This is a genomic window from Rhizobacter koreensis, from assembly GCF_013366375.1.
GTDB classification, from domain to species: domain Bacteria; phylum Pseudomonadota; class Gammaproteobacteria; order Burkholderiales; family Burkholderiaceae_C; genus Schlegelella_A; species Schlegelella_A koreensis.
On sequence record NZ_JABWMJ010000015.1, the window covers coordinates 16455 to 38655 of the forward strand.

The 22201-nt window shown below is 65.4% G+C and carries 17 protein-coding genes; 6 read left to right on the top strand and 11 right to left on the bottom strand.

Translation table 11 applies throughout. The annotated features are described in order from the left end of the window. Window positions 1-4: 4 nt before the first annotated feature. The gene (locus HQN59_RS23035) at window positions 5-256 is read right to left on the bottom strand and encodes a hypothetical protein (RefSeq protein ID WP_176071491.1); all 252 of its coding nucleotides are present in this window, start codon (window positions 254-256) and stop codon (window positions 5-7) included. Between the two features lie 1321 nt (window positions 257-1577). Between HQN59_RS23035 and HQN59_RS23040 the strand changes: the two genes are divergently transcribed. Continuing rightward, window positions 1578-3905, top strand: coding sequence for a phage integrase family protein (locus HQN59_RS23040; protein ID WP_176071492.1), 2328 nt, complete (start codon window positions 1578-1580; stop codon window positions 3903-3905). Between the two features lie 211 nt (window positions 3906-4116). Here HQN59_RS23040 and HQN59_RS23045 read toward each other — a convergent pair whose 3' ends face one another. Then, window positions 4117-5178 (bottom strand): ParB/RepB/Spo0J family partition protein, encoded by a 1062-nt coding sequence (locus tag HQN59_RS23045; protein ID WP_176071493.1) that lies wholly within the window; start codon window positions 5176-5178, stop codon window positions 4117-4119. Window position 5179: 1 nt separating this feature from the next. Then, the gene (locus HQN59_RS23050) at window positions 5180-6388 is read right to left on the bottom strand and encodes a ParA family protein (protein ID WP_176071494.1); all 1209 of its coding nucleotides are present in this window, start codon (window positions 6386-6388) and stop codon (window positions 5180-5182) included. A gap of 565 nt (window positions 6389-6953) precedes the next feature. Here HQN59_RS23050 and HQN59_RS23055 point away from each other — a divergent pair. Continuing rightward, window positions 6954-8393, top strand: coding sequence for a replication initiation protein (locus tag HQN59_RS23055; RefSeq protein WP_176071495.1), 1440 nt, complete (start codon window positions 6954-6956; stop codon window positions 8391-8393). 60 nt (window positions 8394-8453) lie between these two features. Here the strand turns inward: HQN59_RS23055 and HQN59_RS23060 are convergent, their stop codons facing one another. Further along, window positions 8454-10877 carry a helicase-related protein gene (locus tag HQN59_RS23060; protein ID WP_176071496.1) on the bottom strand — a complete coding sequence of 808 codons (2424 nt, stop codon included), beginning with the start codon at window positions 10875-10877 and terminating at the stop codon, window positions 8454-8456. A gap of 232 nt (window positions 10878-11109) precedes the next feature. Here HQN59_RS23060 and istA point away from each other — a divergent pair, with 232 nt between their 5' ends. Genes istA through HQN59_RS23075 form a run of 3 tightly spaced genes read left to right on the top strand, consistent with a single transcriptional unit; the run spans window position 11110 to window position 13616 of the window. After that, entirely contained in the window at window positions 11110-12648 is a 1539-nt protein-coding gene (gene istA / locus HQN59_RS23065) for an IS21 family transposase (RefSeq protein WP_176071497.1), read from the top strand. 15 nt (window positions 12649-12663) lie between these two features. After that, window positions 12664-13401, top strand: a complete 738-nt coding sequence (gene istB, locus HQN59_RS23070) for an IS21-like element helper ATPase IstB (RefSeq protein WP_176071498.1) — start codon at window positions 12664-12666, stop codon at window positions 13399-13401. Beyond that, window positions 13398-13616, top strand: a complete 219-nt coding sequence (locus HQN59_RS23075) for a hypothetical protein (RefSeq protein ID WP_176071499.1) — start codon at window positions 13398-13400, stop codon at window positions 13614-13616. Before istB ends, HQN59_RS23075 begins: the two co-directional genes overlap by 4 nt. Before the next feature lie 46 nt (window positions 13617-13662). Here HQN59_RS23075 and HQN59_RS23080 read toward each other — a convergent pair whose 3' ends face one another. Next, window positions 13663-16230, bottom strand: coding sequence for an Eco57I restriction-modification methylase domain-containing protein (locus HQN59_RS23080; RefSeq protein ID WP_176071500.1), 2568 nt, complete (start codon window positions 16228-16230; stop codon window positions 13663-13665). Between the two features lie 602 nt (window positions 16231-16832). Here HQN59_RS23080 and HQN59_RS23085 point away from each other — a divergent pair. Then, window positions 16833-17948 (top strand): PDDEXK nuclease domain-containing protein, encoded by a 1116-nt coding sequence (locus HQN59_RS23085; protein ID WP_176071501.1) that lies wholly within the window; start codon window positions 16833-16835, stop codon window positions 17946-17948. Between the two features lie 210 nt (window positions 17949-18158). On the opposite strand, the gene HQN59_RS23090 is transcribed toward HQN59_RS23085, so the two are convergent. From HQN59_RS23090 to HQN59_RS23115, 6 genes are all read right to left on the bottom strand, one after another. Next, window positions 18159-18989, bottom strand: coding sequence for a HesA/MoeB/ThiF family protein (locus tag HQN59_RS23090; RefSeq protein ID WP_176071502.1), 831 nt, complete (start codon window positions 18987-18989; stop codon window positions 18159-18161). After that, entirely contained in the window at window positions 18976-19494 is a 519-nt protein-coding gene (locus HQN59_RS23095) for a hypothetical protein (RefSeq protein ID WP_176071503.1), read from the bottom strand. Before HQN59_RS23095 ends, HQN59_RS23090 begins: the two co-directional genes overlap by 14 nt. After that, window positions 19491-19820, bottom strand: coding sequence for a hypothetical protein (locus HQN59_RS23100; protein ID WP_176071504.1), 330 nt, complete (start codon window positions 19818-19820; stop codon window positions 19491-19493). Before HQN59_RS23100 ends, HQN59_RS23095 begins: the two co-directional genes overlap by 4 nt. Continuing rightward, a complete protein-coding gene (locus HQN59_RS23105) occupies window positions 19817-20512 on the bottom strand; it encodes a multiubiquitin domain-containing protein (protein ID WP_176071505.1) in 696 nt (231 codons plus the stop codon). Before HQN59_RS23105 ends, HQN59_RS23100 begins: the two co-directional genes overlap by 4 nt. A gap of 147 nt (window positions 20513-20659) precedes the next feature. Continuing rightward, entirely contained in the window at window positions 20660-21211 is a 552-nt protein-coding gene (locus tag HQN59_RS23110; RefSeq protein ID WP_176071506.1) for a helix-turn-helix domain-containing protein, read from the bottom strand. A 25-nt stretch (window positions 21212-21236) separates the two neighbouring features. After that, on the bottom strand, window positions 21237-22145 hold the full coding sequence (locus tag HQN59_RS23115; protein WP_176071507.1) for a hypothetical protein: 909 nt from the start codon (window positions 22143-22145) through the stop codon (window positions 21237-21239). Window positions 22146-22201: the final 56 nt, after the last annotated feature.

A 22201-nucleotide genomic window follows, 5' to 3' on the forward strand; every position in this document is an offset into this window, starting at 1 on the left:
TGCTCTACGGTTCTGGCGCCAGCGAGTACAGATCATCCCAGAACGGTTGCAGCGCCGAATGGATCCGGCTGTGTCGGGAAGCCAGGGCGACAAGCGCGTCAAGTTCCAGCCGAAAATTGGGCTGGCCGACCAACCGTGCCATGCTATCAATGACGTCGTAGGCCTGGATCCGAACGTCATCCTGCACCGCAGCTTCGCGCACGGCTCGGGTCAACGCCACGAAGAGCGCGACTGGGGTTTGATGTCTCGGAGGCATCACGCATGCATTGTGCAATGCAGCATTTCCCCTTGATTGACCTTGCCTGGATGCGACTGGCGGACTGGCGAGGACGGTTGCTCCTCGCAGTCCCAGGCCCCAACGTCAACAAGACGGTTTGCACGGCGATGCGCCGTTGTGGAAACCCCGGGGCTCTTTCGATACCGCCGCGCGTTGCGTTGCGGCGCGGACGTCAACTCGAGGTCGAACAGGTACGCCTTGACTGCATGCGCCCGCAGTACGCCTTCTTTGTTAAACAGGGTCGGGCACGACATCCAGGTAGCCCGGGACAAGGCTCGGCAGGCAAATGCAGACACCGGCCTTAGTCACCGGCACCCGGAGGCTGGTCGTCACGGTGCTGGCATGACATGCTCCCGGCGTTAGGTCACGGCAAACGTCGCCTCGAGTGCCGCGCGGAACCCGGTCCTGACTTGGTCTGGCGCTCGCCGAACGTATTCGCTGGCACGCACCAGAGCATCCCCGGTGAGAGTGCCGAGGTAGGACGCCGCGGCGGCGGCGTCCTTGGGCCCTGCACCGTCGACGCCGTCGAACCTCGGGCGCAGGGCAGTCCAAGTCACGGCGCCAAAGCCTCGGCCCGCGCCCCACTGGGCGATCTCCGCGTAGCCAGTGGCGTGTCTCGGTGGGTGCCCTGGCCACAGGCCGATGGCATGGAGGGCGGCTCCCTCGCGGCCAGCCAGCGCGGCTTGCGCGGCTTCCCCCGTGTGGTAATCCAATTCGCACCACAAGGTCGGGACGGGCTCCGCCCCTGGGGTCAGCACCAGCGTCAGTCTTCCGTCGCGAGAGACCCGCGCGAACTCGAGGGGCAACGTGGGGCCATCGGTCTGCCAGTCGCCAACGCAGCGCAGAACGCCGGGATCCCAGACCAGGGAGCCCCACCCGATGCATACGAACTTCACGCCCTCACCCCTCACCCCTCGCGCCCACTTCCCATCCAACATGGTACGTGGTGGCATTGCCCAAGCCAGGGCCGCCCGAACGACGGCGACACCGCTGCACGATGCGGGCCCTTGCGTCAGCGCTGCCCGACGGATCGCAAGGCGGGCGATGCTGTTCCAGCGGGCCGCCACGAGGTCTGGTCGTCAGCCCCAGAATATTCACTACCAAATGACGTCCTGATAACAACGCTTAGTAGGACATCGCGAAAATTCTTCTATAGTGCTGGTTGCCTATCCAGGGAGTGCCGTTGGAGCGCACTGCAGTCGCTGCTACCGAGGGAAAACCGGCCGATCGCGACGCTGATGGTCGCGGATCGCCCCTGCCGCGTCGCCGCGGCCGCCCTCGTGGCGCTCAGACCCGGCTGTTGAGTGCTGGCGCCGGCGAACTCGGCCGCCACCACTTCGCCTTCCTGCGCGCGCTGGTCGATGGCATCGACCTCGAGCACGCGTGGAAGCGGTACCTCGCCTTCTCCGGTGGACCGATCGACAGACGGCACTTCGCAAGCCGCTTGCGGCAGCTGGTCGACGTCATCGACCACGCGGGACCTCAACGTGGCAAAGCCTCCGAAGCGGGCCAAGTGGTGTCGGCGCTGCGAGCCCTGCCCGACTTCGTGCCCGCTCGGGCGGGGTCTGGGGCAGGAAAAGCCGGACGCTTGAGCGCAGCGGAAGGCGAGGTGGCTGCCAGTTCCCCCCGGGCGCCCTCCCCCACCCTCGAGGACTGGCGGTCGCGGTACTGCGGCAGGACCGGGATCGACGAGGACTTCTACACGGAGGCCGAGTGGCTCGAGCTCTACGTGGAGGAGTTCGGCGAGCCCGTCGGCGAGTCCTCCTCGGGGGCAGGAAAAGCCGGACACTTCGCGGCGGCGCCCTCCCCTGCCCTGTCCGCCACGACGCACGCGAGGCGGGCCGAAGCGGTCGGGGCCGAGCCGGCATCCCGCCTCACACTAGCGCAGCGCAAGGCTGTGCTGGAAGCGCTTGCAACGCTCGAGAACGTGCTGGCCCGTGAGCCGAGCTTGGAAGATGAGACCGGCTTCTGGCTGGGGGCCGGGATGCCCCGCGACCTGGCCAAGGTCGGTGTGAAGTCGCTGGGCGACCTGATCAACTTCATCAACATCTACGGCTTCCGCTGGCACCGGCGGGTGGCCCGGATGGGCGTGGTGCGCGCGCGCCGCCTGCTGGGCTGGCTCGCGCCGCTGGCCGAGGCACGCGGCCGCCCGCTGAAAGAGGCCGCGAGGCGCCCGGAGACCGACCTGGCGCTGCTGCGCAAGCGGGAGATGGGGGGAACGCAGGGGGTGGAGCGCTTTGCGCTCGTTCCCATCTTCGATGGCACCCTTCCGGACGCCCTCTCCGGGCGGGTCGGCGCCTTCCGCTCGCAAGAAGAGAACGTCTGGGGTGCCGCGACCGACGTCCAGGCGATCTCCCAGTGGCTCAGCCGCTACCGGGGCCAGACCCTTCGGGACTACACCCGCGTGGCCGAGCGCTTCTACCTCTGGTGCACCCACGTACAGCGCAAGGCGCTTTCGTCGCTCCAGGAGCCCGATCTGCAGGCCTACCAGGCCTTCCTGGCCGCCCCGCCGGCCGACTGGGTGCAGGAGCGAATGGTGCGCCGCGAGGACCCCTCCTGGCGGCCCTTCCGGGGCCCCCTCGGCCGCAACAGCCAGCGCCATGAGTTCACCGTGCTCGGCAGCATGTTCAGCACGATGCTGGAGAAGGGGTACCTGCGGGCGAACGCCATGGCCAATCTGGGCCGCACCCTCGGGCTGCTCAAGCCCAGCATCGACGTGCGGCGCTCCTTCAGCGATCGCCACTGGGCCTTTGCCAAGCAGGTGCTACATGAAAAGCCGGACACTCCAGAGCGGCGCCGCCTCGAACTGCTGCTGGAACTCGGAAGCACCACGGGATTGCGCCTGTCGGAACTGGCCACGACCCGCATGAAGGGGTTCCGGCAGGAGCAGGTGGACGGTGAGTCCGCCTGGCTGCTCGAAGTGGTCGGCAAGGGCGGGAAGCTGCGTACGGTCGTGGTCCTGGACCACGTCAAGGCGCTGATCGAGCAGCACCACCGCGACATGGATGCGGCTGGTCTGGGTTTCGATCCTTCGGTCAGCAAAGTCCAGATTCCGGGCAGCCTTGCGACGTCGGCCGCCGGGGAGCGTACCCTGCGCCGCGGCGACGATAGGGCTGTTAGCGCCAGCACCCCTTCCGCAGGCAGTCTGGCCGATGCGCTCGAGCGGGAGGCCTTGCGCGCGTGGCGGCCCTTGGTGGGCATCCTGAGGCGCCCTCCCCCTCGTCGAACCCTTGACCATCTGGGCGTGGCCTTCGTGGATCGCGCGGCTTCTTCGCAGGCTGACCGCTTCGGTGCACTGGAGCGTTCGGCCATCTACAAGCTCCTGCGGCGGTTCTTCCGCGATGCAGCTGTGGCAGCCGCCTCGCGAAGCGACGCACCGGAAGCGAGCGAATTCCTTGGAGCGTCTACGCACTGGCTGCGCCACACCTTCGCAAACACCGCGGTCAAGCAGATGCAGCCGCAGGTGCTGCAGAGCCTGCTCGGTCACTCCGATCTGCGGGTGACCTCGGTCTACGTGAAGGCCGACGCCACCGACATCGTCCGAGGCATTAGGGCGATGCAGAGAGCGGGAACCGACTGCGGCATCGGGGAACCGGTCGCGCGACGGGCTAAAACGCCACCGCGGTAGGCGCTTGAAGGGGTGGTGTGGTACGGAACCACAGCCCGCTTTCTGGTGTCCGGACCCGGCTGGAAAAGTCGGTGTGGTACGGAACCACACCTCACCTCCCAAGCGATTCTGGCGGCCCAGCGGAGGCCGCCCAAGACCGGTCGTGTATCGCCGGATAAACGCCGTTCACAGGGTCGGAATCGGCTGCGTGGTACCGTACCACGCAGCCATTTCAGGGTGCGTCTTGAAGCTCGGCCAGCACCTTCTGCAAGGCCGTCTCGAAGGCGGTCCAGCGCGTCGGCGAAAGCACACCCCGCGGCAATTCCACATTGACCGCCCCACCCTTCCCTGCCCGGATTACGCCCTTCTTCCCGTCTGCCAACACGAAGGTCTGCGTCACCTCCTTCGCCTTGGCCTTGGGCTTGCGGGATGCGGCATCGGTCAGAACGCGAAAGACCTCCGCTGCGGCCGGGCGCGGCGACCGGCCCGCCAGTGACCGAGCGGCGGCAAGAACAGCATCGGGATCCTGCTCGAAGGCTTTGTCCAGCGCCACAGCCCAGCGGAACTGGATCTCCACGGGGCTGCGGAAGGCCCCCACCACCTCCTGCGGCAGTTCCGCAACCCGCAGTGCCTTGGCGACGTTGCTATGGTCCAGCCCGATCTGCTCGGCGAGGCGCCTTGCGCTGGGAAACAAGCCCTCGTTCAGAGCCTTGTGATAGCTCACGCCCTGCTCCCAAGCCGAGAGGTTTGAGCGCCCACGGTTCTCGCGCTGCATCTGGACGTAGAGGGTCTGGTCGTCGACGTTCTCATCGACGACTGCACGCACGGGCAAGCCAAGCTCAAGGCACGCACGTGTCCGGCGGGACCCGTAGACCAGTTCGAAGCGCGGTCCATCCGTTTGCTCCGCCGCACCTCCACGAACGGGACGCACCTTGATCGGCTGCACGTTCCCGCCGGCGCTCTCGATCTCCCGCTTGAGCTCCATGAATGCCTGGCTCGAGAACGAGTCCGGATGGCGATCGGCCCAGCGCGTCAGCACGATCTGGCGCGGGTCGATGAGTTGTTCACCGACCTGCAGCTTGAGCTTCTCGATCTCGGCATTGAGCTTCGAGACGGCTTCCGTATCGGCCGCTGCGCCGGAGAGCATGCGGGAGAGCATCCCCACCCCGGTGCGAGGAACGGCTGGCCTCACGTCGGCCTGAGCCTCGGCAGCTGCTGCGGGCGCGGGTGCGGGCGCCTCGACATGGTCTGGAATCTTGAAGGCGATCCCTTGCCCCTTCTTCGGAGTAGCCACCTCAACCTCCCACCTGGCGCTGCCAGAACGTTTCCATCTGCTGCTCGATCAGGTCCACGAATCGATCGTAGGCCTCGAAGGCGCTCTTGAACGTGCGCGTCGAGGCGTTGTCGCGACTCGCGTCGTAGACGGTTCCGAACTCCTTGCTGGCGGTGCGAACAGCCTCGACGTCGGGAATCTCCACCGGCAGCACGCGCTCGGCGTAGGCGGCCTGGATCCACTCGCGAATGATCGCGGTCGATTGCCCGGTGTTGTCCTTGGGCGCGGCGTACTTCACCTTCGACAGCAGGATGTTGATGAACGCGAAGTCCTTGCCGGCGCCGCGCCCCGCAAAGTCGTCGGCCAGATCCTTGAACAGATCCCAGAACTGGGCGCTCGACGCGAAGTCCAGGTTGCTCGGCGGCAGCGGCATGATGATGCCGTCGCTCGCCATGAGGGCGTTGACTGTCAGGAACGACAGCGACGGCGGGGTGTCGCAGATGATCACGTCGTACTTCGACCGGATGGGGTCGAGCCCGTAGTCGAGCGTGCGCCAAAACTGGAACGAAGCTTCCTTGAGCTGACGCGTCGGTAGGATGAACTCGGCCGAGAAGAGGGGGGAGGAGGAGGGCACCAGGTCCACGCCGTCCCAGTACGTTGGCCGGATCGCGTAGTTGACGTCGGGCTCGTCCCCACTGAGCAGTGGCAACAGGGTCTGGGTGACGTCGACCTCCGCATCCGGAAGGAATCCAAAGAGGGTCGTCATGCTGCCCTGGGGATCAACGTCGACCACCAAGACCTTGTGGCCCCGCATGCTCAGGCCTTGGGCGAGGGTGGTTGCGGTGGTCGTCTTCGAACTGCCGCCCTTGAAGTGCGCCGTGGAAATCGTTATGGCCTCGCCACCTTCGGGTCGCAGATGGGCCGACCGGTAGTGGCGAGCCCACTGACGCATCTCCGAGAGCGTGAACTCGCGACGCGCCCCGGTCGAAGTCAGCCGCCCGGTCGGAAGCCCGCCAGGATTGCGCACGCGATAGTCATACTGCGAGCGTTCGATCTTGAGGCGCTCGATGAGTTGGGTCGCCGAAAACGTTGGTGGCAGCTTGCGGGCATCCGGCGCTAGCATCACCCCGCGGGCCTGCGCCACGATGGAGGTGGCGCGTTCTGCCTGCTCGGTGATCGCCTTCAGCGAGATCGGGTGGGTAGCCGAAGGTCCCTGTGTGGTCGGATCCATGCGTTCCTTGCAGTGCGCTATGACAATGAACGCAATTCTACGTGAGGCAGTGCTTTTTCAAGACATCGATGCATTCCACGTCTATCGCAGATGAGTTGGTGCTCGGCCCACGTAGAACCTGGATTTCAGGACGTTTTGAAGGCTCCCTCCAGGGTCAGTCGTCGATCTGTTTAAGAAGTTCAATAGTTCAAGACTTTCTTGGCTGGAAAATCTTTGAAAATCAATGAGTTAGGCGGCTCTCCGTCCGGACTCCCGGCCTCAGCCGTCCGGACATCACCGCGGAAGCGTCCTTGAAGCGACTGGAAGGCGTCCGGAAAGTCCTGGGGATAACTTTCGCGCTTGTGGATAACTTTCTGTCCGACTTTTCAGGCCCCAGTCGGGCTGCCAGATGGCTCGTGGCACCAGGCCGAAGTGATCAGAGCGGAGCCGAAGTGTCCGGGATTTCAGGCCCCTGGCAGCCGTAGAGTCGATCAGTTGTGATTGTCAGACCGGATTGACGTGTAGCGTCCAAGATACGATGGTCAACCCGGACGTTTGACCGAAACCTGCGACCTAGAATGGACGCATGAGCGGCGCGGCGATCGTGAGGCAGATGGATGTGGTGCAGGGCATGCTGCACAAATCCGTCATTGCCTTGGCGATCGTGCCGACCAATCGCTCGCTGACGGTCACCGGCCGCAAAGCGTACTCGGTGATGCTGCACCTTGCACAGATGCAGGCGGCCGCAGGAACCGAGGGACCGGACGGCGGGTTCGCCGCGCCGCTGAACTCGATCCTGCGAGGCTTCGGAGCCACCAACAGCATCTCGAGCGACGCGAAGAAGTACATCGATCAGATGATCTCGACAAAGGTCGAATGGCGGCCACTGTCGAAGTCCGAGCAGCAACTGCCGCTGACCTTCGACACCAACGGGAAAGAAGAGGGCGCTCCGGCGCCGCAGATCACCGACGAACTGCGCATCTTCAACCTGCTCGCGGAAGTGCGCATCTACAAGCGCGCGGGCGAGAACTGGGTCACCTGGTACTACCCGCCATCGATTCGCGAAGAGTTGGTCAGCCCCTCCCGATGGGCGCAGGTCGACTTCGCCGTTCTGCGCCAACTCTCGACCTACTGTGCGGTGGCGCTCTACGAGATGTGCGCGCGGTACCGCGACAGCCCCGCGGGCGTCACCAGCCGTCAGCACTGGTCATGGTGGGCAGAGACGCTACGGAGCTCACCGACCTCCAAGGTCCGCGCCTGGCGCAAGTTCAAGAACGAGTTCGTGACGCCGGCCATCAAGGAGATCAACGAACTCGGCGACATCGAGATCGAACTGATCGAATTCAGGCGCGGGCGCGAGGTCGAGTACGTTCAGTTCGGCGTGAAGAAGATGGCGCGCCGGCCAGAGCGGATCGCGCCGGCGGCACCGGACGTCACCAACATCCTGCGCGGCGGAAAGCTCGGGATCCGCGACACGGTGATCGAAGAACTCGAGCGCACGTATGGCGTCGACGCCGTCACCGAGGGCCTGGATCGCTACGAGCGTTTCATGAGTGGGGGCGATCGCCCGCGCATCGGCAACGCCGGCGCCTACCTGCGAACCATCATCGCGAACAAGGCTCGCGAGGAGGCTGCGGCAGGGCAGGGCGCCACCTCAGAATCGAGCGTTCAGGTCGTGGTCGAACCTGCGAAGCCACCGGCCGTGGCCCGATCGCAACGAGACATCGAGGACGCGGAGCGGCACCGGCGCTTCTCGTTGATCCGCGATCAATTCGCCAAGCTCGAACCGGACGAGCAACTCGAGTGGGTCCGGCGTGTTCGCGATGAGGCCGATGCCACCACGGCGCCAAGCCCCAGCATCATGAAACGCCTCGCGCGTGGCGAATGGCAGTCCCCGCTGGTCCAGGTGATGGTGATCCAGCACTACGCCAAGAGCGAACTTGGCGACGACTGGGCGAGCCTCCCCACAGAAGAGTTCGAGAGCCTGATGGCCGCCGACGCCAGCAGCGAGCGCGGCGTAGGCTGAGGCTCGCGTCAAAAAGAAAAAAGCCCCACCGCGTGAGCGATGGGGCTGAGGTTGCAGCGATCAGGCTGCCATCTTCTCCGGAACATCTTCGACGGCATCGCTGCCGACTTCGTCCTTCCCGAGATCGAGTTCCGCTTCGAGTTCGCGCTGCCGCACGATCAACGAAGCCAGGCGCTGCTCATGCTCGAACGGCCGCAGCAGTTCTGCGGTGAGCCCGTCGAGCTTCGCCCGCATGCGGGCCAGGCGTTGAGCACAGTCGTCGCGGTGAGGCGCGATGCCCTGGATGGTGTCGATCAAGGTCGCATGCAAGGCCGGGCCTGTTTGGCAAGCGCGGCACTCGTGTGAACTCGCGCCGCGCAGGAACAGGTGAACCTCGTCTTCTGCGCGTCCGATGAAAACGCCCAGTTCGAACGTGCCCACCGAGCCGACAACCTCATCTCGCGCGGAACGCGAGATGGATGCTCGGGCGCTGCGCACCACTGCACGCAGCGCCTCGCCGATCTCCTCGCGCCCTCGGTAGCTGCGACGGTGGATGTTCACGACCAGATCCGCTGCAAGCACCGACTGCGCCTGGTTGGCATCGGCCTCCAGCGCGACGAGCAACCTTTGGTTGCTGTCGATGCGCATCGGCAGCGCTGCCACCTCGGATTCGTTCGCATAGCGCTGGTTGCGCCACACGGACAACAAGGAGGCATACCGCGCGATCTCTGCATCGACGCCGGCCTTCTCGATGATCTTCGGGTTGCCCGAAGCAAGCGCCTTGACTTCTGCGTAGGTCAGCGTCGCCAGTTCGACGTCCTCGACGGACCGGATGCCCTTGTCCCCGCTCATCACCTGCGCGATGAACTTGGCCTTGGTCAGCACCGTCTGCCAGCTGTACGCATCGAAGCTTCCTTCGGTGACGTAGCGGATGATCTCCACCTCGGCGCATTCGTTGCCCTGGCGAAGGATCCGTCCCTCGCGCTGCTCAACGTCGCAGGGTCGCCAGGGGCAGTCGAGTTCGTGCAGTGCCACGAGGCGCCGCTGCACATTCGTGCCGACGCCCATCTTCGGGGTCGAACCGAGCAGCACGCGAACCTTGCCCTCACGCACCTGTCGGAAGAGCTTGGCTTTCTGTGAGTCGGTCTCTGCATCGTGGATGAAAGCGATCTGCTCGGCCGGCAGGCCTTGCCCGATCAGTTCGTCGCGCAGCGCCTGGTAGACGCTGAACGCCATGCCACTCTTCGGAGTGGACAGGTCGCAGAACACCAACTGGGCCCTCTTGAGGCCTGCGGTCTGCTGCCAGATGTCGTGCACCTCGCGTGCACACTGAGCCACCTTGCCGCCGGGGTCGGCGGGTTGGCGGCTGTTGATCAACCGCATGTCGAGCGCGGCAAGCCGGCCCTCGTTGGCGATCATGAGCATGTTGTCTTCGCGCGGGTCCACACGCTCGGTCTTCAGCCGCTCGGCCCGCTTCACGAGACTGCGCACGAAGGTGCGCAGCGACTCGCTCGGCTTGCACGTCACCGTCCTCGGCTTGTCGCCTTTGAGGGCGGGCACCGGCAGCTTCAGCATCTCGCGCGTGCGGATGTCCGACACGTCGCAGAACACCGTCATCAGGTCCGGCACGTTGATGAAGCGTGCGAACCTCGTGTTGAGCCGGTACCCGCTGCCGTCGGGTGCGATCTCCAGTGCCGTGACCGTTTCCCCGAAGGTGGCGGCCCAGGCATCGAACTGCTCGAGGCCCAGCGAGCGCAGCGTGTTTGGCTGCAGGTAGCGCTGGAAGGTGTGCACCTCGGCCATGCTGTTGGCCACCGGGGTCGCCGTGGCCAGTACGACGCCACGATGCTCGCCCCGGTACAGGTTCATCGTGTAGCGCGTCTTCAGGTACAGGTCGAACGCGCGCTGAGAGTTGCTCAGTGGCAGGCCTGCGATGCGTGCCATCTTGGTGTGACGGAACAGGTTCTTGGCCGAGTGGGCCTCGTCGTATGCGAGCCAGTCGACTCCCAGCGCTTCCCAGCATAGGAAGTCGTCCTTGCGCTCCTGATTCTCCAGCCGCTCCAGGCGGATCTTCCAGGTCTTCTTCATGCGCTCGAGCTGCTTGACGATCCTGTTGGACCGGCTGTCCGCGCTGCACATGCGCACGGCCATCTCGATCTCGCGGATGGTGTCCTTGATGAAGTCGGCGGTGAAGCCGGCGGACATGGGCAGCAGTTCGAAGGTCGAATGCGTCATCACGATCGCATCCCAGTCGCCCGTGGCCACGCGTGCCACGAACTCCCGCCGGCGGTCGCCCGCCAGGTCCTCCTTGGTCGCCATCAGGACGGCTGCCGAGGGGTAGAGCCGCACCAGTTCGGCGGCGTACTGCTCGAGGCAGTGATTCGGCACGATGTGGGCCGGCTTGTTGGCCAGCCTCAAGCGACGCAGCTCCATGCTGGCCGCCACCATGATCGCCGTCTTGCCGGCGCCCACCGCGTGGAACAGCCCGGTGTTGCCGGACTGCACGACGCGCCAGATCGCGTTGCGCTGGCTCCCGTGGAGCTCGAAGCATTGCGAGAAGACTGCGTATTTCAGCCCATCGTAGACGGTCGTTTCAGCCGATCGTAGACGCCGTTTCAGACGAACGTGGACGCCGTTTCAAGCTGATCGTGGACGACGTTTCAGCCTGATCGTGGACGATCGCGGAGCGCGCGGGTGATCTTGAGCGCGGGCATGCTGGCCGATTTTTCGGCCTGCCATGCCCACCAACAGGATCATGATGCGTCAGATTCGACAGGCACTGCGCCTGCACCTTGAAGCCGGCCTGAGCTACGGCCAGATCGCGCGCGTAGTGGGCATCGGCAAGGCGACCATCGGCAAGTTCGTGCTGCTCGCGCGCGCCGCCGGCGTCGACTGGGTGGTCGCGCAGACGCTCAGCGACGAGCAACTCGAAGCGCGGCTGTACCGGCCTGCCGTGCCGCGCGCGAGCCGCCAACTGGAGCCCGACTACCCCTGGATCCACCAGGAGATCAAGCGCCCGGGCGTCACGCTGCAGTTGCTCTGGGAGGAGTACCAACGAGGCTGCGAGCAGGCCTACAAGTACACCAGCTTCTGCGTCAAGTACCGCGCGTGGGCGGCGGCGCTCAAGCGCTCGATGCGCCAGACACACATCGCCGGCGAGCGGCTGTTCGTCGACTACGCTGGGCAGACCGTTCCGGTCTTCGATGCGACCGGTGGCGAGATCCGCCGCGCCCAGATCTTCGTGGCCGTGCTCGGCGCATCGAACTACACCTACGCCTGCGCCACGGCGACGCAGAGCGCGGTCGACTGGGTTGGCTCGATCATCGACGCGCTCGAGTTCATCGGCGGCGTACCGCGCCTGATCGTGCCCGACCAGACACGGGCGTTGATCGCCCGGCCCGACCGCTACGAACCGGCGGTGAACCGCCTGGTCGACGAGTTGTGCGACCACTACGACGTCGCGGTGCTGCCGGCACGGCCCGCGCATCCGCGCGACAAGCCGAAGGTCGAGGTGGGGGTCCAAGTGGTCGAGCGCTGGATCCTCGCGCGCCTGCGCAACCGGCGCTTCTTCAGCCTCGGGGAGCTGAACGCCGCGATCCGCGAGTTGCTGCTCGACCTGAACCACCGAGCCTTCAAGAAGCTGCCCGGCTGCCGCGCGAGCGCGTTCGACGCCCTGGACCGCCCTGAGCTGCGGGCACTGCCGGCCACCCGCATGGCGATCGCCCGCTTCAAGCGCGCCCGCGTCAACATCGACTACCACGTCGAGCTCGACGGCCACTACTACAGCGTGCCGCACCGCCTCGTGCGCAGCAAGGTCGAACTGCGTGTCACCGCCGCGACGGTCGAGATCCTGGCGGGCAACCAGCGCGTCGCCGTGCACGCCTACAGCAGCCGGCGAGGCGCGCACACGACCGCCGCCGAGCACATGCCGGCGTCGCACCGTGCGCACCGGGAGTGGACGCCGCAGCGACTCATTGCCTGGGGCGAGCGCATCGGCGCGGCCACTGGCGCGCTCGTGCGCTGGCAGATGGAGCACCGCCCGCACCCGGAGCAGGGCTACCGCGCCTGCCTTGGGCTGCAGCGCCTGGCGCGCCAGTTCGGCGATGCGCGGCTCGAAGCCGCCTGCGCCCGTGCGATGTCGATCCGCTCGCCGACCTACCGCAGCGTGAACTCGATCCTGGCCGCAGGGCTGGATCGCCAGCAGGTGCCGGCTACGCCGGCCGAGGCGGCACTGCCGCCGCACGAGAACGTGCGCGGCCCCGACTACTACCACTGACGAAGGAGAACGCCCTTGCTCAACGAACACACCCTGGACCAACTGCGCGGCCTGCGCCTCGACGGCATGGTCCAGGCGCTGGCCGACCCGGGCACCAGCGCGGCAGCGGCCGAGCTGGCCTTCGACGAACGCCTGGCGATGCTCGTGCAGCGCGAGATCGACTGGCGTGACGGCAAGCGCCTCGCGCGGCTGCTCAAGGCGGCCAAGTTGAAGGTCGGCAGCGCCTGCATCGAGGACATCGACTGGCGCGGCTCGCGCGGGCTGGACCGCACCCTCGTCACAGCGCTCGCCGGCTGCGACTGGCTGCGCCACGGTCACAACGTCTTGATCACCGGGGCGACCGGCGTCGGGAAGACGTGGTTGGCTTGTGCGCTGGCGCAGCAGGCCGCGCGTTCGGGCTTCACGGTGCTGTACATGCGAGCGCCGCGGCTGCTCGAGGAATTGCGCGTCGCCCATGGCGACGGCAGCTTCGGGCGCCGGCTGGCGCAACTCGCACGCATCGACCTGTTGGCCATCGACGACTTCGCGATCGCGCCGATCACCGCCGCGGAGCGCAATGACCTGCTCGAGCTGCTGGATGACCGCGTGGGCACCCGCGCCACCCTGATAACGAGCCAGTTGCCGGTCACAGCGTGGCATGAATGGCTGAACGATCCGACGCTGGCCGATGCGATCCTGGACCGCATCGTCCACGCGGCGCACAAGATCGCGCTCAAGGGTGAATCGATGCGAAAGAAGCAGGTGAAGGCATGACCGCTTCGCGCAAACCGAGCAACACATCGGCTGCGACCATGAACACGGCTTGCCCACCGCGGCGGTCGTTCGTCGCAAGCGACGCCCGCCGCCCTGGACAAGCCTGCCGCAAAGACCAGCCTGCAATGACCGCCTTCGGCGCCACGTTGCCCACCCCGGCGATGCTCGCCGGCATGGACAACGCTCATCGCTTCAGCGCCATCGTGGACGGCTGAGATACGATGAACCCCTTCACTCGCGTGCTCCCGTGATCGTCCACGATCACGCTGAAACAGCGTCCGCGATCACGCCGAAACCGGCGTCCACGATCGCTGAAATACGCAAGAAGCCGGGCAGCTTCAGATGCGAGCCGTCGAATTCGCGCTGGCGGATGCAGTTGAACAGGTCGTTGTAGATCCTGCACAGCCGCTCGCGCCTCGCAGCGTCTTCATAGGCCCACGCTGCGAAGCGGTCCCGGATCAGGCCGAGCTTCTCCCGCGCAGCAAGCGTCTCCTCCTTGTTGACGACGTACACGCCGTCCTTCTCAGGGTGCGGGTCGCGCACGGTGGGTGTCTGCACGTTCAGCGCGTGCTGCACGAGCTCGATCGCATGCATGCGCCGCGTGCCGTACTCCTGAATGCATGCGACGCTCTGACGTGCCGCCCAGTCGTTGAAGTTCACCGACCAGGTCCCGGCGACTGCCAGGTACCGGACGCTGCTGTCCTGCAGGCCGAGCACCTCCTTGATGAAGGCCTCGACCACGTCGGCAGGGACCCAGACCGCGCCCAGGCGCAGCGCGATGTCGCCCGGGGGAAGGTCCTCGGGGATCACCTTCTCCAGTGCCGCCACGTTCGCACGGTAGGCGTCGCCGGCGTCAAGGGCCGCGGTCAGCTTGCGCTTCACGTTGCCGGAGAGGTACTCGTCGGCCGGTTCGTACCGGTCGCTCTCTGGATTCAGGTAGACCATGCCCCGCGCCATGAGGTCCTGGAGGGCCTCGCCTGGCGTCGCGCGCAGCAGTTGGCCGATGTAGTCGGGATCGACCCGGCCCTTCCATTGCATCGATAGGGCGAGCGCCTCGTCGGGATGCTCAGCCTGCGTGGCCTCCCGAACCGGCGCGACCGTGCGCTTGGAGAAGATGGCGGCCTTGGTGGCGACTTCCTCCTCTTCGTCGTAGTGCTCCAGTGACAGGAGCAGCGGATAGTCGGGATCCCGCCGGAAGGCGAGGGCGTTGGCGCGACAGGACAGGTAGCCGTGGCGCCTGACGAACCGGTCGTAGCTCTGGTTGAGCCGGCGCCGCAGATCGCCAAGGTCATGGTCCGATGCCGTGCCCAGCTGCGCGCTGAGCAGCGCGCGGGCGCGATCACGGATGTCTGCCATGCCGGCGATGCGCAGCCGAACAGTGGCGTTCAGGCGGTCGTGCACATCCACGACGTGATCGCCTTCGACGACGCCGATGCGGCCGTTGTTGACCACGAACGACCCTGGTCGCGCGCCCACGGGCGCAGACACCACGTTCTGCGGCGCCTTGCTGGGGACCGTGGGCCGAGCGCCGTAGACGCCTTTGGGCACCATCGCCTGCGCGTTGAGCAGCGCCGCTTCGAGGTTGCCCTCGAGCACGGCAGTCGGCACGGCCTGGTAGCCGTTGCTGACCCGGTCGATCTGCCCGAGCACATGCTGCGGGTGCTGCACGAACCAGCGATTGATCCGCAGGTACTGCTCGTGGCAACCTGACCGCAGCATCCCCTTGGGGACGTAGTCGAGGTCCAGCCATTCGGCCGAGGCCGCCGCTTCGCCGGTGGCACGCTTTCTGAGTACCACCAGGTCGGCCTGCACGCTGGTCGATGCGAGGCGCTCGAACGTACCGGCCGGCAGCCGGAACGCCGTGACCAGGTCGGCTTCGGAGGCCACATGCGCCCGCACGCCGGCATCGTTCTCGTCCAGGAAGTACGACGAGGTGATGAAGCACACCAGGCCGCCAGGCCGCAGAAGGTCGAGTGCTCGACCGACGAACCAGTTGTGGATGCTCGCTCGGCTGTAGGGCCGGTTGCGGTTGTCGAGCACACCGTAGCGCCCGAAGGGCACGTTGGACAGGACCAAGTCGAAGGTCCCCTCGGCCAAGGCCGCGGACTCGAACCCACCAATGCGCACGTCCACGCCGAAGGGCGCGTACAGGCTTCGAAGCATGCGACCTGAGACGCGATCGATCTCGATGGCGGTGATCCGGCTGCGGCCGGCCACCTCGGCAGGCATGCAGCCCAGGAAGTGCCCGATGCCGGCGCTCGGCTCGAGGATGCGGCCGCCCTGGAAGCCCAGGCGGCGCAGCAGCGCCCAGAACCAGTGGATGACCAACGGATCGGTGTAGTGGCTGTTGTTCACCGATGCGCGCGCCGAGTCGTGGTCTGCGTCGGAGAGCAACTGCCGCAGGAGCCCGGCGCGCTGAACCCAGGCGGGGTCGCGGCCGTCTTCGTTGAAGCTGGCCGGAAGGCCTCCCCAGCCGGTGTAGCGCAGCAGTGTGGTGCGCTCGCTGGCCGTCGGGGTTCGTGCCTCCTCCTCGATGGCGCGGAGTGCGGTGATGGCGGCCGTGTTGGCCTCGAACTTCGTCACTTGGCCATCGAGCTGACCCAGGACGGTGTCGTCCCAGGTCGGCCACTCGACGACCGCGGTGGTGCTGGCCGACGTCTGCAGGGCAGGGCGCCATGCCTTGGAGACTTGTGAGGGCTCCTCGGGCAGGGCTTCGGCCGTGGTGGCCGCGGGCTGCGCGGCCTCGGCGAATAGGTCTGGGTATGCGGGGGCTTCGGTGTCGAAGCCCGGCAGACAAGGGGTGTAGCCACCCTGGCTGGATGGGGACATGCGATCTCCGTGATGTGGAGAGAGCACACGCCCCCGAGGGGAGCGTGAGCTCCCGGTGGGAGGGGGGCGCCGGCCGACGGAGCGGCAAGCGGACGTGCGTCAGCCAGCCGCGCGGCCTGAGCGGCAGCGAGTTGGTGAAGACGGATTGGGGGAAGGGGCCGGCCGCTTTTTAGGCGGGCACGGCAGGGAACTCACCGCCCGGGTTGGCGGCTTCGGCAGGGCAGGGCTCTGCGCGGATCGACTTGCGGGTCACGACCGCTAACGCCGGCGATGCCGGAACGCCTCAGAGGGCGGCTGTGGCTGTGGCCACGAAGCAAATTGAGTATGAATCAACTAGCCGCGGAGGGAAAGACGCCCCGCCGCGTCGGCGCATGTTCATCGGGCCTGACCCGGCCACAGGCGGCCGGGTCGCGCGTTGTGACAACTTGACGCCAACGGGAAGAGGCCACCTGGTTGCGCGAGCATGGTGCGGTGGAAGGGAAGGGCATCTGCGCCGCGCTGGGCGCAGGAGTCGCGGTGACCAAGGTGCAGCGGCTTGCCGCGGCCTGGCCGCACGAGCGAGGTGGAAAGGTACCCCTCATGCCTCACGCACAATAGTTGGCATGAGCACTCGCAAGACGGCCAAGAAGACCGCAGTGGCGCCTCGCGTATCGCGCACGGGCGCGGCGGCTGGCGTGCCCATCGAGGCGGCATTCGATGAGGTGGTGGAACTGATACGTGCTGCGCGCCAGCGCGCCCACCAGGCGGTCAACACCGAGCTCATCGGCCTGTACTGGCAGATCGGTGAGTACATCGACGGCAAGCTGGCGGCGGCCGAGTGGGGTGAGGGCGTGGTGGACCGACTGGCGCAACACTTGGCCCGCACGGTGCCGGGACTGCGTGGCTTCTCGGCGCAGAACCTGTGGCGCATGCGGCAGCTGGTCGACACCTACCGCGATGCACCAAAACTCTCACCACTGGTGAGAGCATTGCCCTGGACCCACAACCTCATCATCCTGGGCCAGTCCAAGCGTGCCGAGGAGCGGGAGTTCTACCTTCGCATGGCCGTGCAGCAGCGCTGGGGCAAGCGAGAGCTGGAGCGGCAGATCCGCCTGGCGGCCTTCGAGAAGGCGGTGCTGGCGCCGCCAAAACTCTCACCAGCGGTGAGAGAAATGCATGGCGAGTCGGCGGCTGCTGCTTTCAAGGACGCCTACGCGCTGGAATTCCTCGAGCTGCCCATCGGCCACACCGAGGCCGACCTGCATCGCGGCCTGCTTGGCCGGCTGCAGGCCTTCTTGATCGAACTGGGCCGCGACTTCTGCTTCGTCGGCTCGGAGTTCCCGTTGCAGGTGGGCGGGCGCGACTTCGCGCTCGACCTGCTGTTCTTCCACCGCGGCCTGAACTGCCTGGTGGCCATCGAGCTGAAGGTGGACCGCTTCGAGCCCGAGCATCTCGGCAAGCTGAACTTCTACCTGGAAGCGCTGGACCGTGACGTGAAGAAGCCGCACGAGAACCCGGCCATCGGAGTGCTGTTGTGCGCGTCCAAGGACAGTGAGGTGGTGGAGTACGCGCTGAGCCGAACGCTATCGCCAGCGCTTGTCGCGCAATACCAGACCCAGTTGCCGGACAAGCAACTGCTGGCCGCCAAGCTGCACGAGTTCTACAACTTGAATGCACTGCCAATCGATCTGAAGTCGCTGACTAGACCTCGGGCGAAGAAGGTTGGCAAGCCGCGATAGTTCGTCTCCCGCCTCCAACATGGGCGCAGCCGGTCGAGGCTGATGGGGCCCCCGCGGCAGACTCGCCGGTAGCCGTTGGAGACACAAGTAGCGCAGTGCTGAAACACGGCTGCTGTCCCTGCTTGATGCGCCGCTACGGTGGCCGCCTTGCAAGGAAGCCGGGCATCGCATTTGTTACGAGTAGTGAAGACGCTCGAGGTGGACTTGGCCCTACTCTGATCCATGCGCGCGTTGGTGCGCATGACGGATGTCGAAGAGGGGGTCGCCAGCCTCGTCTGCGTGGAAGTGCGGACAGGCGTGGTCCGCGAGGAAGGCAAAGCTCTTGCTCGGCGTGAGCGTGCCCTTGTTGCCGTCGTATTCCAGGAACGCGGATCCGCGGGCTTGGTTGTGCCAGGGGCAGATCAGCTGCGTGAACAGGCCGACCGCGGCCGACGCGAGTAGGCCGTTGGGCCAAACGACCTGAGGCTTGCCACCTGCGGCGCCATAGTTGCGGGCTTCTTGGACTAGCGCTTCTTCGGTCACCACGCCCATGCAGCGCAGGCAGGGGCTTCCTGGCGTGATCAGTGCGACCTGGCCCGAGATCAGGAAGCCATCGCCGATCTTGTGCACGTCCATGCCGATATCGATGTATGGGATCAGGAAGCGCCGGCAGAACTTGTCGAGTTGGTCCTTGGCAGTCACGGCGTCCAGGCAGCCGATCAGCACGTCGCAGGTCTGGAGTTCCTGAGACACCTCTTGCCAGTGCGTGGGATGAGCGCCGATATTGACGTCGGCGACGACGGCGCGGACCACGCGCGCGGCGATCTCAACCTTCAAGGTCCGGCGCTTTACGTCCTCAAGGGTTCCGCCGACCAGGCGGTTCAGGTTTGTCTCGGAAATGGTGTCAGGATCGACCAGCACGTAGTTGCCGACACCGATGTGGGCGAGCTGTTGGACGACATGAGACCCGCCTCCTCCCAGGCCGATGACGCCGACCTTGGTGCGCTTCAGGTCCTGTTCGCTCGTGGCGCCCAGGAAGCTTTGTCGGTCATGTTTGCTCATAGAGATCTCCGAACTTCCGAACCGAGCGGCCCACCTGCGTGAACCCGGCGACGTATTGGGGTTGGGCCTTCTTCGCAGTCCACACCAAGCCTCTGGCGCTTGTGTTGCTCAGCACTAGCAGTCCATGTGGCATGCGCGGCAGCGCGTTGAAGAAGCCCGGCACGAACTGGGCGCCACTGATCAGGTCGGTCTTCGAGAAGCCCGGCAGACCATGGCCGCCGTGGGTGTGGACGTGCAGCAGTGCCGATTTGCCCGGATGCGCCACCTCGATCGCCTTACGCATGGCGTCGGATCCGATCTGGGCTCCGACCGTCGCAGCGCGCTCGTAGTCGTCGTCGTCCACCGGGTGATAGCTGCGGCAGAGCAGCAGGATGTCGCCGTCGACAGAGCGCGAGGCGCCCGCCGTCAGAAAGCCAACACGCTCGAAGGCGAACGGGTGTCGACGGTGCAGATCCAGTCGTACCTGAGCAAGTAGTGCCTCGGTGATCTTGATGTGGATCTTCATCGGAATGCCCTCAGGTGATTCATCAGGATCTGCACCCAGGGGAGCGCCGCCTCGACGCCCTGCCATGAGCAGGCCCACCAGGTGCGGCCGCCCAAAGAGTGGGCGGTCCAGTTGTTCGCGCTGCCGCCGGGGATTTGTCGATCCAGGAAGAGGCGGGTTTGGTAGCCCGTGTGCTCGTGGGGGTGCAGCAGCGCGTCGCAGACGACGGTGCCGCCCAGGGTTTCGACCTTGAGGCCAGGCAGGAAGGCCAATAGGCGGCCCCCTTCCTGGAACGGCTCTGCGCTGGGTACGACAGCCTGCAGTGCGCTCAGTTGTGCGGCGCTCATGACGACTGCCCCCGCGGCGGGTGGGACGTGAAGTGCATGCCGGCCTTGAGCTTGAGCTCCTGCCCGGGCTTCAACTCGACCAGCCTGCCATCGACCCACAGGTCGAGGAGGTAGCCCGGCTCGACATTGAAGATGGCGATCAGTTGCTCGGTCGTGTAGGTGCCCTTGGTCAGTTCGAACGGCTGTTCGTTGTAGAGCACCTTGACCAGCTTGCTGCCCTTGCGGGTCTTGAAGTGTTCGGTGCCCTCTTGGGACAGATCCACCACATCGTCATCGTCGAGCACCTTGTCCGGAGCATCTTCCAGTTGCTGCACAACCTCGAACTCGTCATCCTTGCGGGCCAGACGCAGCAAGGTCTTTGCGTTGACCCTCGCCCGCGGCCACTCGAGCTTGAGGCCATCCAGGAAGAAGCGGTAAGTCGCGTCGCCCTCGATGACGAAGAAGCGCTCCACGCCCGGCTGGTTGAGATTGACGAGCTCTTCAGGTCGGAGTTCCTCCAGCGCGCCACCGGGCAGCTGCTGCAGAACGATCACCTCGTCGCTGGAGTTGAAGCCCGCAGCCTCGGCAATCTGACGGCCGGTCACACGGTCGTCGTCGATGCGCGCGCTGCGGCGGTTGAAGTGCTCGTCGAGCACCTCGATGGCCTGGCCCTGGAGACGAGCCGCCTGGTTGTGTTGCGTATCCGACTGCATGGGATCACTCCTCTGCCACGAAGGCGATGGAACCAACGATGAATAAGCTGCTTCAGTGAAGCTGTTGAACAGACCCTGGAGGGGCGCGCTCGTCAACCTCAGTGCGCCCATTCTGCTTCAATGAAGCTGTTGAAGCAAGCAGAAAAATTAGGGAATCGCCGTGTAGACGAACTCCACACCGCCGGTATCAGCCGCTTCCTCGTGACGCAAGACGTAGCCCATCTCCCAGAGATCCTTGAGCTGGGTGCTGGCGTTGGTCGTCTTCAGGCCCAAGTCTGCTGCAGCCTCCGACGTCCGAACGGCCTTGTTTGCCATCACGTAGTCAAGCAGAGACTTCTTTGCGGGCGAAAGCTCGCCGCCGATCAAATCCCAGCCCGCCGGGCCTTTGACGAAGAGGGGCTGCTGCTTCTTGTCAGCGGCGACGAACCAGTTGAAAAGCAGATCTTCGTGAGCAACGTCACTGATCACGAACCCCAACTGCTTCCGGAAGCGACGGGCCAGCTCGACAACGCTCTCACGTGGAAAGGAGGCGTCGGTGCGCTTGACACCCTCCAAAGAGATCTCAAAGACCCGCGCGCTCGGATGTTGCTCAACGGCTCGCAGGAGCATGGCATAGACCTCGCGGCCTTGCTCATTGCCCCAGCCTTCCTTGCCGGCCCCCAAGTAGTCGGCCAATCGGAGCCGCACGACCTCGTTCATTGAGTACATTGAAGCAGAGGCACTGTCAAGCGTCAAGCTTAAAAACGAAGGCGACGTGCGTTCCCCACAAGGGCGTGAGGTCATGCCGGTGCCGGGCTACCACAAACGACCTCCCGCTACGCGGTTCAAGGAGGAGACTTGAGTTGTAGAGGCGAAAGTGGATGCTGGTGTCGAACGCGAGTGCGTGCCGGGCGCTGGTGCGAATGCCGCAGCCGTTCTCAGGGCCGAACCGGGACAAGCCATCTGTAACGACTCGGAGTAGCAGTTCCGGGTCGGACAACGCGGCGGACTGAGGGTCGGTCTTGTTCAGTGCTGGTCGAAGTGTCTCAAACAGCCCCAGGCCCGAATCGGAAACGCTGACAACGGCCCGATGCCCACCGTAAATCTGCATCGCGGCATAGCCCTCGATCGCGGTGTTCGCGTGACGATGGATGTTCTGAATGAGTTCGGCAAACGCGTGCCAAGCCGCGAACCGAAACTTCTCAAGCCGGTCCTGGGTCATTCCGCTCGCCTGTCCTGCAACGCGGTCAGCCAATTGGCTGGGCAAATCGGGATCACGCTCGGAAGGATGAATCCGAGCGAATTCGACCAGCATCTTGTGCTTGCGTTGCGCGGGTTGCCTTACCGACTCGAGCTTCGGATGTACGCGAACCGCAGGATCAAGATAGTTGAAGAAGCCCATGCGCTGCAGGTAACCCATGGTGCCGGCCGCGCCCTCTTCGAACACGAGGCTCACATCTTTGGTGGCAGTCGCGGCTTGGTTCACCAGCGACAGCAGGCGGGTGCCGGCATCGACCATCACCTTGCAGTCACGCGGAAAGGTGATCTGGACTCGAGTGACAACTTGGTCGTGAACCGCGCGCTGGTGCTTGAACGAATCATCAAGCAAGTTGGCGTCAACCCATCGTGCGGGCAGCGTGATCTCGGCTTGCATCGCTAGCAATTGTGCACGGTCGGAAGCCTTAGTTACTCTGTACTTCTACTGCACGC